Annotated in this window: 14 protein-coding genes; 2 read left to right on the top strand and 12 right to left on the bottom strand. The window is 68.5% G+C overall.

What is annotated here, in order from left to right; translation table 11 throughout:
- Positions 1 to 52 precede the first annotated feature (52 nt).
- The 7 genes from ACFXQA_RS14880 to ACFXQA_RS14850 all read right to left on the bottom strand — a co-directional run bounded on the left by ACFXQA_RS14880 (position 53) and on the right by ACFXQA_RS14850 (position 7,646).
- Entirely contained in the window at positions 53 to 916 is an 864-nt protein-coding gene (locus ACFXQA_RS14880) for an Fpg/Nei family DNA glycosylase (RefSeq protein WP_394520667.1), read from the bottom strand.
- Positions 917 to 1,153: 237 nt separating this feature from the next.
- Positions 1,154 to 2,158 (bottom strand): tryptophan--tRNA ligase, encoded by a 1,005-nt coding sequence (gene trpS, locus ACFXQA_RS14875; RefSeq protein ID WP_394520666.1) that lies wholly within the window; start codon positions 2,156 to 2,158, stop codon positions 1,154 to 1,156.
- 173 nt (positions 2,159 to 2,331) lie between these two features.
- Complete coding sequence (locus tag ACFXQA_RS14870; protein WP_394520665.1) at positions 2,332 to 3,180, bottom strand: exodeoxyribonuclease III; 849 nt, start codon at positions 3,178 to 3,180, stop codon at positions 2,332 to 2,334.
- A gap of 53 nt (positions 3,181 to 3,233) precedes the next feature.
- Complete coding sequence (locus tag ACFXQA_RS14865) at positions 3,234 to 4,508, bottom strand: ABC transporter permease (protein ID WP_394520664.1); 1,275 nt, start codon at positions 4,506 to 4,508, stop codon at positions 3,234 to 3,236.
- Complete coding sequence (locus ACFXQA_RS14860) at positions 4,505 to 5,182, bottom strand: ABC transporter ATP-binding protein (RefSeq protein WP_394520663.1); 678 nt, start codon at positions 5,180 to 5,182, stop codon at positions 4,505 to 4,507. The genes ACFXQA_RS14865 and ACFXQA_RS14860 overlap by 4 nt, the downstream gene beginning before the upstream one ends.
- Complete coding sequence (locus ACFXQA_RS14855; protein WP_394520662.1) at positions 5,179 to 6,714, bottom strand: hypothetical protein; 1,536 nt, start codon at positions 6,712 to 6,714, stop codon at positions 5,179 to 5,181. Before ACFXQA_RS14855 ends, ACFXQA_RS14860 begins: the two co-directional genes overlap by 4 nt.
- A complete protein-coding gene (locus tag ACFXQA_RS14850) occupies positions 6,711 to 7,646 on the bottom strand; it encodes a hypothetical protein (protein WP_394520661.1) in 936 nt (311 codons plus the stop codon). The genes ACFXQA_RS14855 and ACFXQA_RS14850 overlap by 4 nt, the downstream gene beginning before the upstream one ends.
- 192 nt (positions 7,647 to 7,838) lie before the next feature.
- Between ACFXQA_RS14850 and ACFXQA_RS14845 the strand changes: the two genes are divergently transcribed.
- Positions 7,839 to 9,041, top strand: a complete 1,203-nt coding sequence (locus tag ACFXQA_RS14845) for a sensor histidine kinase (protein WP_394520660.1) — start codon at positions 7,839 to 7,841, stop codon at positions 9,039 to 9,041.
- The gene (locus tag ACFXQA_RS14840; RefSeq protein WP_394520659.1) at positions 9,038 to 9,724 is read left to right on the top strand and encodes a response regulator transcription factor; all 687 of its coding nucleotides are present in this window, start codon (positions 9,038 to 9,040) and stop codon (positions 9,722 to 9,724) included. The genes ACFXQA_RS14845 and ACFXQA_RS14840 overlap by 4 nt, the downstream gene beginning before the upstream one ends.
- 12 nt (positions 9,725 to 9,736) lie before the next feature.
- On the opposite strand, the gene ACFXQA_RS14835 is transcribed toward ACFXQA_RS14840, so the two are convergent.
- From ACFXQA_RS14835 to sdhC, 5 genes are all read right to left on the bottom strand, one after another.
- Positions 9,737 to 10,891 carry a YihY/virulence factor BrkB family protein gene (locus ACFXQA_RS14835; protein WP_394520658.1) on the bottom strand — a complete coding sequence of 385 codons (1,155 nt, stop codon included), beginning with the start codon at positions 10,889 to 10,891 and terminating at the stop codon, positions 9,737 to 9,739.
- Positions 10,892 to 10,966: 75 nt separating this feature from the next.
- On the bottom strand, positions 10,967 to 11,752 hold the full coding sequence (locus ACFXQA_RS14830; RefSeq protein WP_394520657.1) for a succinate dehydrogenase iron-sulfur subunit: 786 nt from the start codon (positions 11,750 to 11,752) through the stop codon (positions 10,967 to 10,969).
- A gap of 2 nt (positions 11,753 to 11,754) precedes the next feature.
- Positions 11,755 to 13,563 carry a succinate dehydrogenase flavoprotein subunit gene (sdhA, locus tag ACFXQA_RS14825; RefSeq protein ID WP_394520656.1) on the bottom strand — a complete coding sequence of 603 codons (1,809 nt, stop codon included), beginning with the start codon at positions 13,561 to 13,563 and terminating at the stop codon, positions 11,755 to 11,757.
- A gap of 49 nt (positions 13,564 to 13,612) precedes the next feature.
- A complete protein-coding gene (locus ACFXQA_RS14820) occupies positions 13,613 to 14,059 on the bottom strand; it encodes a succinate dehydrogenase hydrophobic membrane anchor subunit (protein ID WP_394520655.1) in 447 nt (148 codons plus the stop codon).
- Positions 14,059 to 14,490 carry a succinate dehydrogenase, cytochrome b556 subunit gene (sdhC, locus tag ACFXQA_RS14815; protein WP_394520654.1) on the bottom strand — a complete coding sequence of 144 codons (432 nt, stop codon included), beginning with the start codon at positions 14,488 to 14,490 and terminating at the stop codon, positions 14,059 to 14,061. The genes ACFXQA_RS14820 and sdhC overlap by 1 nt, the downstream gene beginning before the upstream one ends.
- Positions 14,491 to 14,798 lie beyond the last annotated feature (308 nt).

Genomic DNA, 14,798 nt, shown 5'->3' with positions numbered 1-14,798 from the left:
CTTGCGATTCTAGTCAACGCCCCCCGGCAGGATTCATTCCCGCCGCCCGGCGTCACTTCAGTAGCCGCGACAACCGTCGGTCGGCGAGGATCTTCCCGCCGGTCTGACAGGTCGGGCAGTACTCGAGGGAGTTGTCGGCGAAGAACACGCTCTTCACCTCGCCCCCGCAGACGGGGCACGCTTCGCCACGTCGCCCGTGCACCCGCATGCCGCGTCGCTTCGCGTCTTTCAGGTCGGCCGGAGGCTTGCCGGCGGCGGTCGTGATGGCCTCGGTCAGCGTGTCGACCATTGCGCGATAGAGGTGGTCGACCTCATCGTCGGCCAGGCTCGCAGCCAGGGCGTACGGAGACATCTTCGCGGCATGCAGGATCTCGTCGGAGTAGGCGTTCCCCACCCCCGCGATGATCGACTGGTCGCGCAGGACGCCCTTGATCTGTGTGCGGCGGCCCTCCAGCAGCGCCGCGAACGCGTCACGGTCGAAATCCGCTGCGAGCGGGTCAGGCCCGAGCCGGGCGATCCCGGGCACATCGGCGGGGTCGCGCACGATGTACACCGCGAGCGACTTCTTCGTTCCCGCCTCGGTGAGGTCGAAGCCCGACCCGTCGGCGAGCCCGACGCGCAGCGCTATCGCCGACTTCCCCGGGCGGATCACCGTCGCGGGCAGCGTCTCGTACCAGCGCAGCCACCCGGCTTTGGCCAGGTGGAAGACCAGATGGGCCCCGGCGTCGGTGGCGATGTCGACGAACTTGCCCCGCCGTTCGATGCCCGTGACCGCGGCGCCTTCGAGTGCCGAGGTCGGGGGGTCGTAGGTCTTGAGTGCCGAGATCGCCGTCACGGTCGCCCGCGTCAGCTGCACCCCGATGACGCGCCCGCGGAGAAATTCGACCAGGCCCTGAACTTCCGGCATCTCCGGCATGCGCCCATCCTCCCACGCGGGGCGGCGCCCGGGCGGGCGGGGCGTCGGGTTCCGCCCGGCTTCGCAACCGTACTCAGGCTGAAATCGCGCGCACGACGATCGGGCCCCGTGATTCCGGGGCTCAGGCCGACTCCCGCGCCATCGAGCCTGAGTTCGTGCGGCGCGAGGATGAACACGGCGGGTACGCCGAACCGGGGCGCACGCCGCGGTGCGGGCCCAGCCTCCGCACCCGATGCATCAGACGCGGCGGAGGAGGCCGATGCGGTCGTAGACGTCGGTGAGGGTGCGGTCGGCGACGGTGGCGGCGCGCCCGGCATTCTCGGCCAGCACGCGATCCAGCTCGGCCGGGTCGTCGAGCAGCTGCAGGGCACGGGTGCGCACCGGCTCGAACTCCGCGACGACCACCTCGGCCAGCCCCTTCTTGAAGTCTCCGTAGCCGCGGCCGGCGTATTCGTCCTCGAGCGAGGCGATCTGCCGACCGGTGAGCGCGGCGTAGATCACGAGCAGGTTCGACACCCCGGGCTTGGCCTCGCGGTCGAATCGAACCACGCCCTCGCTGTCGGTGACCGCGCGCATGATCTTCTTGGCGCTCTTGGCCGGCTCGTCGAGCAGCCACAGCACGCCGGCATCGGATTCGGCCGACTTCGACATCTTCGCCGTCGGATTCTGCAGGTCGTAGATGCGCGCGGTGTCGCGCTGGATCACCGGGGTCGGCACCGAGAACGTCGGCCCGTAGCGGGTGTTGAACCGCTCGGCGAGGTCGCGCGTCAGCTCGACGTGCTGCTTCTGGTCGTCACCGACCGGAACGACGTCGGTTTGGTAGAGCAGGATGTCGGCGGCCATCAGCACCGGATAGGTGAAGAGCCCGACGGATGCCGCATCCGCCCCGTTACGTGCCGACTTGTCTTTGAACTGCGTCATGCGTCCGGCTTCGCCGAACCCGGTGATCGTCGACAGGATCCACGCGAGCTCGGCGTGGGCGGGCACGTGGGATTGCACGTACAGCGTCGACCGCGACGGCTCGATGCCCGCGGCGATGTACTGCGCGGCGGTACGGCGGGTCTTCACGCGGAGCTCGGCCGGGTCGTTCGGAACGGTGAGCGCGTGCAGGTCGACGACCGAGAAGTACGCGTCGTAGGAGTCCTGCAGATCGCGCCACTGCATGAGCGCCCCGATGTAGTTGCCGATCTGGAGCGAATCGGCCGAGGGCTGCATGCCGGAGTAGAGGCGCGGTTTGGTCACTGCCCAATCTTAGAGCGGGCGGATGCTGCCCGCCCCCGCAGCAGCCCGCTGCACCCGTCGCGTCGGCGGCCGCGCGGTGCGAGGGTTCGTGACGCATGCCCGGAGCGGTCGGCCGTCGTCTCCCCGCCAGTCCCGGTGCCGGCGTCGCGGACCCTCACACCGCTCCATGGGCGTCAGAGACCAAGGGTGTAGTCGGCGACGACGGGGGCGTGGTCGCTCCAGCGTGTGTCCCACGACGGGGCGCGGCCGATGCGGTAATCGGTGACGCGCGCCGCCATCGCGGGAGTGGCGAGGTGGTAGTCGATGCGCCACCCGGTGTCGGTGTCGAACGCTTTGCCGCGGCTCGACCACCACGTGTACGGGCCGTCGACCTCGCCGGCGTGGCGGCGGCCGATGTCGATCCACCCGAGTCCCGTGCCGACGCTGCCGTCGACGCCCGTCACCGGGGCACCGGCCGCACCGAGGAAGCGGTCGAAGTACGCGCGTTCGCGGGGGAGGAAGCCGGCCTTCTTGACGTTGCCCTTCCAGTTGCGGATGTCGAGCTCCCGATGCCCGACGTTGAGGTCTCCCATCACGAGTGCGAGTCGGCCGTCGGCCGCCAGCTCGGGCAACTGCTTCTCCATGGCGTCGAGGAAGCACCACTTCGCTTCTTGCTTCGGGGTGCCGACCTCGCCGCTGTGCACGTACGCGCTGACGATGGTCACGGCCTCGCCGTCGATGTCGAAGTCGGCTTCGAGCCAGCGGCCCGCGGAGTCGACGGAGTCGGACCCGAGAGCGGTGCGGACCGCGACACTCGGCGCGCGGCTGGCGATGGCGACGCCCGCCCGCCCCTTCGCGAGCGCCTCGTCGTTGACGATCTCCCACCCGGGAAGCGACGCACGCAGGTCGTCGGCGGTGGCTCTCACCTCTTGGATGGCGAGGATGTCGGCGTCGGCGGTGGCGAGCCACTCGTTCATGCCGTTGCGGGCGGCGGCGCGAACGCCGTTGACGTTGATGGACACGATGCGAACGCTGCGAGACACGTCCGTCAGCCTAACGAAGGCCTCCGACACCGGCGCGGCGGTCGAGACCGGGGTCACACACCGTCTCGTAATGCCGCAGCCGGTTCGATCCGCGTCGCCCGACGAGCGGGGGCGAGGCCCGCGAGAAGCCCGACGAGGGCGCCGGCCGCCGCCGCCGCGAGCGCGGCGACGATGTCGATCACCGGCGTCCACCCCTGCACGAGCGAGACGACCGTCACCGCCGCGACGCCGAGCGAAGCCCCGATGAGCCCGCCCAGCAACCCGGTGATCGAGGGCTCGAGGATGAACTGCATCCGAATGTCGCGGTCCTCCGCGCCGAGTGCTCGCCTCAGGCCGATCTCTCCGGTTCGCTCGGCGACCGAGGCGAGGGTGACGTTCGCGATCCCGATTCCGCCGCCGAGCAGGGCCAGAAGGCCCAGGACGAGGAAGACGAGGTCGACGTCTGCGGTGACGGCCCGTCGCAGCTCGGAGGGGGGAGGCGGAGCGACCACCGAGAAACGTGCGGGGTCGTTCGGGTCGAGGGCGATCGGCACCTGCCGGGCGATCGTCTGCCCCGAACCGGGCGTCACGCGCAGATCGAGGGTGGCCGGTGCCCGTAGGCCGAACACCTCCTCCGCGGTCCCGAGGGGGATGATCACGCTGTTGAGCAGGATCGTCCTCACGGTCACCGCGTCGACGATGCCGATGACGGCGAAGGGGATGCCGCGGAGGAAGACCGTGGGCTGGTTGTCGACGCGGTGCACGTTCAGCCGCTCCGCGGCGCCGGACCCCAGCACCACGACGCGGTCGTGCCGGGTGGCGTGCCCGCCGTCGAACATGCGGCCCTCGACGACGTGACCCCCGACGGTGTCGAGGAGGCCCGCGCTGCTGGCAGCGATCGTCGGCGTGAACGGGGTGGGCTGCGATGGATCGTTGACCGCAGCCGTCGTCACCGACCCCGGTGGGGTGTCGATCTCGCCGAGAAGAACGGCCGCCTCCACCCCCGCGAGCTCGCGCACCCGCTCGACCGATGACCAGGGGAGCGCGGCCTCGGACGCGGGCCCCCCGGGAACCGAGCCAGCGGGCTGCACCGTCGCGTGGGTCGCCGTCACTGCATCGAACTGATTCGACAGATTCCTCGCTGACGTCTGGGTGAGCCCGATCGTCGTGACCAGCGACGCGACGCCGATGACGACGCCGACGGTCGTCATGACCAGGCGCCCGGGTTTCGCGTCGAGACCGGCGAGCACCTCCGCGACGAGGTCGGGGGCGGAGAAGCGATCGGGGTCGCGAGGCCGGTCGCGTCGCCGGGCGAACCCGCGGGGGAGCGGAAGATTGCGGATGGTCATCGGATCTCCTCGAGTCGGCCTTCGGTGATGCGGATGCTGCGCGCTGCCCGTCGGGCGACCTGCTCGTCGTGCGTGATCACGAGCAGGGTGAGGCCGTCGTGGTGCAGTTCATCGAAGATCGAGAGCACCTCTTCGGAGGTCTCCCCGTCGAGGTTGCCGGTGGGCTCGTCGGCCAGTAGAACGGCGGGCGCAGCCGCGATCGCCCGGGCGATCGCGACGCGTTGCCGCTCTCCGCCGGAGAGTACCGGCGGGAGGAAATCCGTTCGGTGGCCGAGTCCCAGCCGAGACAGGACCCGCCGTGCGCGCTCTTGTCGTTCGTGCCGGGGGGTGCGGTTGTAGAGCATGCCCATGAGCACGTTGTCGAGCGCGGAGCGGGACGCAAGCAGGTGGAACGACTGGAAGACGAAGCCGATCTCGCGGGCGCGCAGCCGGTTGCGTTCGCCCGGGTCGAGGAGCGTCGTGTCTGTACCGTCGAGCGTGTACTCGCCCGCGGTGGGCTGATCGAGTAGCCCGAGGATGTTCAGGAGGGTCGACTTTCCCGATCCGCTCGGCCCCACGATCGAGAGGTACTCGCCGCGGTCGACGGAGAGGTCGATGCCGGTGAGGGCGCGAACCTCGGTCGGGCCGCTGAATGAGCGCGCCACCCCTGCGAGGCGGAGGAGTGGCGCGCTCACTCGCCGACCACCACCCGCAGCTGCGCCGTCAATTCCGTTTCGGCAGAGGTGATCTCGACGAAACCGTCTGCGGCGAGACCCAGCTGCACTTCGACCAGCGACGTCTCGCGCTCACCATCCCGCGCGACCTCGATGCGAGAGGCTCCGTCAGGCCCTGTGCTGAGCGCGGCCACCGGTACAGCCCACACCTCTCCTTCTGTGGACTCGATCGGCACGGTGACGCGGACGTTCTGTCCGGCGAGGGCAGCCAGCTGCTGCTCGTCGCCCTGCGGGGTCACCGAGAACGTGACCCCGCCGGTGCCGGTCTCCTGTTGGTCTGCGTCGTCTTGTTCGGCGTTCGACGCGCCGTCGACGACGCTCGCGCCGATTTTCGAGATCGTGCCGGTCAGTGATGTGCCGTCCGCCAGAGTCAGCGTCACCGCGGCGCCGACCGCGACCAGCCCCGCTTCGCTCGTCGCGAGGTCGCCGTCGACGGCGAGCGTCGCACCCGACATCGTCATCGCCGACGCTTCGAGTGGTCGACCCTTCACCGCTCCGACCGTGTCGACACGGCGGGGGAGTCCGGGAACGAAGGCCACTTCGCTCGCCGGCAGGAAGACCTGGCCCTCCGCCCGGGCACGTTCGAGCCGCGCCCGTGCCTGGTCGGCGTCAGCGCGCGCCGCGTGGAGCGCCGCCGCCTCGACCCGCTCGTCGGGTTGAGCAACAGCTTCGTCTCGACGAGCCTTCGCCACCGTCAACGCGTTCTCGGCCGTGGCCACTTCCGCGGCGACGCCGCCCTCGTGTGCGGTCGCCAGGCTCGACTCCGCCTCACGCACCGCGGCGTCGGCTTCTGCTCGCTCGACGGCGCTGGCCCCGGCGCGCACGGTGCTGAGATCGCGCTCCGCGCTCAGAACGGCGAGATCCGCGGAACGGACGGCGGACTCCGCCGACGAGAGCGCATCCGCGGCATCCTCATCGGCGAGGGGTCTGTCGTAGCCCACTCGTTCGTAAAGCGCGTCGATCGCGCTCGCTGTTGCGGCGTCGAAGGTCGCGCTCGCGGCGTCGCCCGGGTCGATGCCGAGCGAGGCGAGCGCACTCTTCAGCGCCGCGACGTCGGCTCCGGTCGTTCCGACTCGGAGGTCTCGATACGAGGGAACATCGCCGGGGAGGGCGATGACGGGGCGCCCCGCGATCTCGAGCAGCACGCTCCCTCCCTCGATCGTGTCGCCCACCCGGGGCACACGTCCCGAGACTGTCGCCGTTCCCGGGAGCAGGGAGGGATCGACCGTGAGGTCGAAAGCATCGGCGAACGCCGCCGTACCCCGCGTGCGGATTTCATTCACGATGATGCGTCTTTCGATCGGAATCGTGATGGGTCCGGCCTCCACTGCGGCGGTGGCGCCCGCATCCTGCGACGAGATGACAACGGCGCTGGCGACGCTTCCGACGATCAATGACGACAGCGCGGTGGCGGCGAGAAGCCAGACCGAGCGGCTGCGCCGCAGAAGCGGAAGCCATGACCCCGTCCCGGTTCCGCTGTCATCGTCGCTCACTCGCCTTGCTCGCTCTCGGCGAGGAGGATCTCGAGCTCGGCGCGGTTCTGGTCGAGGAACGTCGTCTCCGCGGCGATCCTCACCTGTCGCATCCGCGCGTCGTAATCCGTCTCGGCGCGGCAGTCGAAATCAGCCAGCGCGACCTCGACCTCAGCGGCCAGAGCGGCTGAATCGACCTCTCCCGACGCGGGACCGTCGCCCGCCACACTGAGCGAGGTGGCGGCGTCCGACGGGGTCTTCCACCCGGGGCGGCCGCCCGCGGCCATGCAGTCAGACCAGTCCTCACTTGCCGCGATCGCGTCTGGATCGGCGGGGATGAGCTGACCCCACATCTGCTGGAGCGCCTCCGTCAACGGTTGCCACCGGTCCGCGAGCGACAGCGGTTGCTGGCCGTCCGCCGTCTCGCCGTAGCACCCGGTGAAGTCGCCCCCGTCGTTCTCGTCGCCCCAGAGCGACAGGTAGTAGGCCTCGCTTTCAGCCGCGGACAACTCGGCGACGTAGCTCGCGTTCGGGTCGGCGGCATCGACCGCGGCCTCCTTCTCCGGTGTCCATGCGTTGATGCCGTAACCGTTCTGTTCCACCCACTCGCGCGACGATGTGTCGGAACCCTGGAAGGCCTGGTCTGCCGCCACGAACGCCGCGCCCCTCGGGCTGTATTCGAATCCCGCTTCGGTCATGCACGCGGCGATGATCTGCTCGTCAGCGAGGAACTGCTGCAGGTACTCCTCATCGGAGATGCGGTTGTACAGCACGTCGAGATAGGGGTCGAGGGGACTGGGGGCCTCAGCGCCGGGGACGTCGATGCCGTCGGATGACGACGGGGTGGGGAGCGGGGCGGAAGGGCTCTCCGACTGCGTGGCGGTGCAGCCGGAAAGCAGAATCGGGACGACCAGCAATGCCGGAACGAGATGACGCAGACGGGCGCTCAGCATGGGGTTTCTCCTCGGGATGGATCCCCGGTCCGCCGGTGGAGGAGGGGATGCCCCGACGCTAAGGCGGCGTCTTACCTCGCCGCATCGCCTGTTCGGGCGTGATCCGCAGGGGCGCGTCGGCCGATCGGGCGACCGGGCGCCTCCCCTGTTCGGCCGATGCACGAGCGGTCACCGGTGCGTAACGTGGGGCGGGTGAAGCGATTGTTCCGGGCGGGTGGTTCGGCGTGGGGTGACGTGACCCTCGCGGCCGCGGCGCTGGGCGTCAGTCTGGTGATGATCTCGATCGCACTGACCACCGTCTGGTTCCCCTTCAACCCGGGCGAGTACATCTTCGTCGCCGCGTTCGCCGCCGCGTGCTGGCCGGCATCGCGCTTGGCGCCTCGACTCACGCTCCTCATCGCAGGCTGCGTGGTGGGCTGGCCGTGGTGGTGGTTCGATGTTCCGGAACTGCGGCTGCTACCGCTGATCATCGTCGCCTTCCGGTGCGCCGTTGCGGGTGTGTCGCCGTTCCTCGTGGGCGCGGTGGGTGCCGCCGGGGCGGTCACCGCGTTGATCCCCGGCGTGTGGACGTCCGTGAGCAACCTCGCCCAAGGTTACGAATCGGTTCTCATCGTCGTCGACCCGTCCCGCCTGATCATGACGATCGTCGTTTTCGACGTCGTCGTCGTACTGGGATACACGATCCGGGTGCAGCGGCGCTCGGCGACAGAACTCCGGGATCGCAACGAGCAGCTCGTCGCACTGCGTGACGTCGACAGGGAGCGAGTCGCAGAACAGGTGCGCACCGCCATCGCGCGCGACATGCACGACGTCGTGGCTCACCACATCAGCGCGATGGTCATCCGCGCGCAGGCGGCCGACCGAGTAGCCGAGGTCGACCCCGGCCAACTCCGCGGAGCCGTCCGGGCCGTCGCCGCCGAGGGGAGCGAAGCGCTCGCGTCGATGCGACGTCTCGTCCACGTGCTCAACGAGAGCGACCACCGTGCGGCGGTCGACGACCGCCCGTCTTTCGGTGAAGCGGTCGAGCGGATGGCCGCGCGGCTCCGTGACGGCGGCATCGAGGTCGACGTGGCGTCGGATACCGGTGGTTCGCCGGAGTTCGTCGAGGCGGCCGTCCTGCCGATCATCCAGGAGGCGCTCACGAACGTCATGCTGCACGCGGACGCCACCCGCGTGACCGTCGCGCTCGCCCCCCGTGGGCACGACCTCGAGCTGATCGTCTCCGACGATGGCCGTGCCGGCTCTTCTCCAGGAACGGGCGGTGGGCACGGGGTGCGGGGCATGAGTGAACGAGCGGCGGCGCTCGGGGGTTCGCTCACGTCCCGCCCGCATCCCGACGGCGGTTGGCAGGTGCGCGCGCGGCTTCCGCGGAATCCCGCGCCGGCGCGCTCATGACGGTCGAGCGCACCCGTGTCGTGGTCGTCGATGATCAGCCCATCGTCTCAGCGGGACTCAAGATGATGATCGATGCCGAGGCCGACATGGAGGTCGTGGCGACGGCGGGAGACGGAGCGGCTGCGGTCGAAATCTGCCGACGATCCACCCCCGATGTGGTGTTGATGGACATCCGCATGCCGGTCATGGACGGTATCGAAGCAACCCGCCGCATCTTGGCACAGGGGTACGCGTCAGCTGTCCTCATGATCACGACCTTCGGGGACGAAGAATATGTCTTCGAGAGCATGAGAGCCGGCGCGTCCGGGTTCATCCTCAAAGACGCCGGCGCTGACCTCATCGCCGCCGCATTGCGCAGCGCGGTACGCGGCGACGCCCTGATCGATCCCAGCCTCACCCGGGCACTCCTCGCCCGTCACGCGCGCACCCACCTCACCGGCGTGCCGTCCGGCGACGTGGCCTCGCAGCTGAGTGCCCTCAGCCCCCGCGAACGAGAGGTACTCGCGGCCGTGGCTCAGGGGTGGTCGAACCGGGAGATCGCCGCACGGTTGACGGTCACCGACGCGACGGTGAAGACGCACCTGAGCAACCTCATGCCGAAGATCGGTGCGCGCAGCCGCGCAGCCGCCGCCGCCTTCGCCTACGAGAGCGGCTTTCTGCGCCCGTCGTGGATGGACGACTGACAGAACCGCCCGTCAGTCCAGCAGCACATCCGAGCGGTGCGCCGGTGCGGCGGCGACCAGCGCGGCGAGCTCTTCGCGAAGACGCCGCACCTCGCGTCCGGTCCACCAGCGCGAGTACCAGGGGGCTTCCGCCCATTCGTCTTCGGCGTCACGCAGCCGCAACTGCGCCGCCGTGACGAGGGCCGCGTGTTCTTCTGCGCGGCGTTCGTCCGCCGATAGGAGCGACAGGCCGCGGTCGCCGGCGGCCACGGCGATCCACGCGGCCGCGACGAGGATCACGATCCCGTTCAGGCGGAACCACAGCAGGAACCCGATGAAGATCGCGAATGTCGCGAGCAGCGGATTGGTCGGCGAGTAGACGAACAGAAAGCCCGCGCCGATCTGCAGCAGCACGATCGCGCCCCCGCCGAGGAGGGATCCCGACCAGATGCGTCGCCAGGTGAGGGAGGCACCGCTGAGGAAGCGGAACATCGACGCGAGCGCCAGGGAGTTGAGCCCGAACGCCACGACGAGCGACAGCAGGCGCGTGGCGGTTCGCACCCAGACCGACTGGCCGTCCCATCCGAAGAGCGAGGAGATCAGCTCGATCGCGCCCGACGAGATGAGGCCGAGCAGGGCTCCCGCGATCAGGGCGACACCGAAGAGAACGGCGGCGGCGAAGTCCCGCGCCTTGAGCAGCACGTAGCTGCGGCGGTCGAACGGCAGGCCGAACGTGTCGCGCACGGCGCGGCGGGCGTAGGTGACGAATCCTATGGCGGTCCAGATGACGACCACGCCGGCGATCAGACCGGTCACGGTGAGCAGGCCCGTGCTGCCTTCCGCCACGGCTTGAACCGCCTCGGGTTTCACCAGCCCGTTCTCACTGATGATCTGCGGGATGTAGCGATTGATCAGGCCGATCAGGGCCTGCACCGCCGCCTCGCTGCCGCCGAGCCAGAGACCCGCGGCGGCGAAGGCGAAATAGATAACCCCGAAGATCGCGAAGAGCGACTGGTAGCTGATGCCGGCCGCGAGGAGAAACCCGTTGTGCTGCAGAAAGTGGCGCCACACGCGCACCGGAAACCAGGCCAGGGTCTTTCTTGTGAGCCGTGTGGCCTTCTCGATCGGCTCATCGAAGCGCTCGCGGAGCCCGTGCGGGCGCTCCTCCGATGCTTTCGACCCCGTCACCGGCTCAGACTATCGAGTGGCGTCCGGCAGACGGATACAGCCCGCTCTCCGCGAGCATGGTGTCGCCTCAGCGTGTCAGCGGCCGCCGCGAAGAACGGCCTGCTTGACCTCGGCGATGGCCTTGGTCACCTCGATGCCGCGGGGGCATGCCTCTGAGCAGTTGAAGGTCGTGCGGCAACGCCAGACGCCCTCTTTGTCGTTGAGGATGTCGAGGCGCACGTCGGCCGCGTCGTCGCGCGAGTCGAAGATGAAGCGGTGCGCGTTGACGATGGCCGCGGGACCGAAGTACTGACCGTCGGTCCAGAACACCGGGCACGATGAGGTGCACGCGGCGCAGAGGATGCACTTCGTCGTGTCGTCGAAGACCTCGCGGTCGACGATCGATTGGATGCGCTCCTTGCCGGGCTCGGCCTTCGTCTTCGAGATGAGGAACGGCTGAACGTCACGGTAGGAGGCGAAGAACGGCTCCATGTCGACGATGAGGTCCTTCTCGAGAGGAAGACCCTTGATGGCCTCGACGTAGACCGGCTGCGAGATGTCGAGGTCTTTGATCAGCGTCTTGCAGGCCAGACGGTTGCGGCCGTTGATGCGCATCGCGTCGGAGCCGCAGATGCCGTGCGCACACGAGCGGCGGAAAGACAGCGAACCGTCGACCTCCCACTTGATCTTGTGCAGGGCGTCGAGCACGCGGTCCGTCGGGTACATCTCGACGTCATAGTCGACCCAACGCGGTTCGGCGTCGACCTCGGGGTCGAAGCGACGCACGTTGAACGTGACGATGAACGACTGGATGCCGGTGTCGACCGGAGACTCTTCGACCCCCGACGGGGCATTGGTCGTGTCGATGACTGTCGAAGCCATGGTCAGTACTTCCTTTCCATGGGCTGGTACCGCGTGATGACCACGGGCTTCCAGTCGAGGTCTATGTGGTCGGAGGCGAACGACGAGTGGGGGTCGCCCGTCAGGTACGCCATCGTGTGCTGCATGTAGTTCTCGTCGTCGCGCGTCGGGAAGTCGTCGCGCATGTGACCACCGCGGCTCTCTTTGCGATTGAGAGCGGAGTAGACGACGACCTCGGCGAGGTCGAGCAGGAAGCCGAGCTCGACGGCCTCGAGCAGGTCGGTGTTGAAGCGCTTGCCCTTGTCGTCGACGTGGATGTTGTTGAACCGCGTGCGCAGGTCTTCGATCACGGTGAGCATCCGCGTCAGCGACTCCTCGGTGCGGAACACCTGGGCGCCCTTGTCCATCTCGTCCTGCAGGGTCTTGCGGAGCACGGCGATGCGCTCGGTGCCCGGGTTGGCGCGCAGGCCCTCCATGAGCTCGCGCACTTCCTTCGACGGGTCTTCCGGCAGCGGCACGAACTCCGCGGTCTTGACGTACTCGACCGCGTTGCGGCCTGCGCGCTTGCCGAAGACGTTGATGTCGAGCAGGGAGTTGGTGCCGAGCCGGTTCGACCCGTGCACCGAGACGCACGCGCACTCGCCGGCGGCGTAGAGGCCGGGGACGACGGTGGTGTTGTCGGCGAGCACTTCGGCCTTGACGTTGGTCGGGATGCCGCCCATCGCGTAGTGCGCGGTGGGCATCACGGGAACGGGTTCGACGACCGGGTCGACACCCAGGTAGGTGCGCGCGAACTCGGTGATGTCGGGGAGCTTCGTCTCGAGCACCTCGGCGCCGAGGTGGGTGCAGTCGAGCAGCACGTAGTCGCGGTGGGGGCCCGCGCCGCGGCCCTCCGCCACCTCTTGCACCATGCAGCGCGCCACGATGTCGCGAGGCGCGAGGTCTTTGATGGTCGGGGCATAGCGCTCCATGAACCGCTCGCCCGAGGCGTTGCGAAGGATCGCTCCCTCGCCGCGCGCACCCTCGGTGAGGAGGATGCCGAGGCCGGCCAGGCCGGTCGGGTGGAACTGGAAGAACTCCATGTCTTCCAGGGGCAGGCCCTTGCGCCAGACGATCCCGACGCCGTCACCCGTGAGGGTGTGCGCGTTCGAGGTCGTCTTGTAGATCTTTCCGAAACCGCCGGTCGCGAAGATGACGGCCTTCGACTGGAAGACGTGCAGCTCGCCGGTCGACAGCTCGTAAGCGACCACGCCCGCGACCTGCGTCGCGCCCGCGTCGTCTTTCACCGTGATGAGGTCGAGCACGTAGAACTCGTTGAAGAAGTTGATGCCCAGGCGCACGCAGTTCTGGAACAGCGTCTGGAGGATCATGTGGCCGGTGCGGTCGGCGGCGTAGCACGATCGACGCACGGGGGTCTTGCCGTGATCGGCCGTGTGCCCGCCGAAGCGACGCTGGTCGATCTTGCCGTCGGGCGTGCGGTTGAAGGGCAGACCCATGTTCTCGAGGTCGATGACCGCGTCGATCGCCTCTTTCGCGAGGATCTCCGCAGCATCCTGGTCGACGAGGTAGTCGCCGCCCTTGACGGTGTCGAACGTGTGCCACTCCCAGGAGTCCTCTTCGACGTTGGCGAGGGCTGCCGCCATGCCGCCCTGCGCGGCACCGGTGTGCGAACGCGTGGGGTAGAGCTTCGAGATCACCGCGGTCTTGGCACCGGGGCCCGCTTCGATCGCAGCGCGCATTCCGGCACCGCCGGCGCCCACGATCACGATGTCGAACTGGTGGTAGTGCACGCCGTCTCTGATGACGGAATCCGAGGTGGTCTGAGTGCTCACGAAGAGATGCCTCTGTTATCGGGGGAGTGCGGGCGAGGGAAGGTGAGGGTCATGCCGCGAGGCACGAATCCCACAGGATGCTGGATTCGGTGACGCCGATGCAGGGGTCGAAGGTGAAGACCACCAGGGTGCCGAGCAGAATGAGGAACCCGGCCGAGATGAAGAGCGATGAGACCAGGATGCGGCGGATGAGCGGCGTGGCGACGTAGTCGTTGACGATCGTGCGCATGCCGTTCGCGCCGTGGATGAGAGCGAGCCACAGCATCGCGACATCCCACCACTGCCAGAACGGCGAGGCGAGCTTGCCGGCGACGAAAGCGAAGTCGATCTGGTGGATGCCGTCGTTGGTCAGCAAGTTCGAGAACAGGTGACCGAAGATGAGAATGATCAGCAGCACGCCCGAGGCGCGCATGTAGATCCATCCCCACTTCTCGAGGTTGAAGCCCTTCTTGCGGACGTACGGGCTGCGCGGCGCGGCGAGGTCGGCGGTCGTCATCACTCACCGCCCATGTTCGAGAAGACGTTGATGAGGTGTCGCGGCGCGAAGCCGAGCATCGTGACCACCCAGAGTCCGAGCACACCCCACCAGAGCTGACGCTGGTGGCGGGTGGCCCACGACCACATGTCGACCGCGATGATCCGCAGGCCGTTGTAGGCGTGGTAAGCGATGGCCCCGACGAGGGCGACCTCGCCGAGACCCATGATCGGGTTCTTGTACGTGCCGATGACGGCGTCGTACGCCTCGGGGGAGACGCGGATCAGCGCCGTGTCGAGGATGTGAACGAGGAGGAAGAAGAAGATGGCGATACCGGTGATGCGGTGGAGAACCCACGACCACATCCCCTCGTTGCCGCGGTAGAGCGTGCCGCGAGGAACTTTCGAGGTGGTCTCGGCTATCGACGGTGTGACGCGTGCAGGTGCTGACACGGTCGTCCTCCCTGATCGAACACGGTTTCGGGGCTGATCGATGCCCCCGTCGGGGCGACCCCGGACGGCGCGCGAGCGCCTCGCAATTCTATTCGGCGGTCTCGACGCGCGCCCCTAAGGCCCACCTAAGTCTCTCGATATCGAGAGAAAGACGACGGCGTGGGAGCGACCTCGACGATGGGCGTCGCGCGGGCTCACCGCTACCCTGAGCGCATGGCTTCTCACCCTCTCGATGACTTCTATGCCGTGATCCCTGCTGGGGGTATCGGTAGCCGGTTGTGGCCGCTCTCGCGCGCGGAGGCCCCGAA

This window comes from Microbacterium shimangi (genome assembly GCF_043556445.1).
Lineage (GTDB): Bacteria > Actinomycetota > Actinomycetes > Actinomycetales > Microbacteriaceae > Microbacterium.
This window is presented reverse-complemented; position numbering and strand designations above follow the sequence as displayed.

Bases quoted from the DNA above. Each gene is read 5' to 3' on its own strand.
- ACFXQA_RS14880 (WP_394520667.1), bottom strand. From the start codon at position 916: ATGCCGGAGATGCCGGAAGTTCAGGGCCTGGTCGAATTTCTCCGCGGG.
- ACFXQA_RS14865 (WP_394520664.1), bottom strand. From the start codon at position 4,508: ATGACCATCCGCAATCTTCCGCTCCCCCGCGGGTTCGCCCGGCGACGC.
- ACFXQA_RS14850 (WP_394520661.1), bottom strand. From the start codon at position 7,646: ATGCTGAGCGCCCGTCTGCGTCATCTCGTTCCGGCATTGCTGGTCGTC.
- ACFXQA_RS14840 (WP_394520659.1), top strand. From the start codon at position 9,038: ATGACGGTCGAGCGCACCCGTGTCGTGGTCGTCGATGATCAGCCCATC.
- ACFXQA_RS14830 (WP_394520657.1), bottom strand. From the start codon at position 11,752: ATGGCTTCGACAGTCATCGACACGACCAATGCCCCGTCGGGGGTCGAA.
- ACFXQA_RS14820 (WP_394520655.1), bottom strand. From the start codon at position 14,059: ATGACGACCGCCGACCTCGCCGCGCCGCGCAGCCCGTACGTCCGCAAG.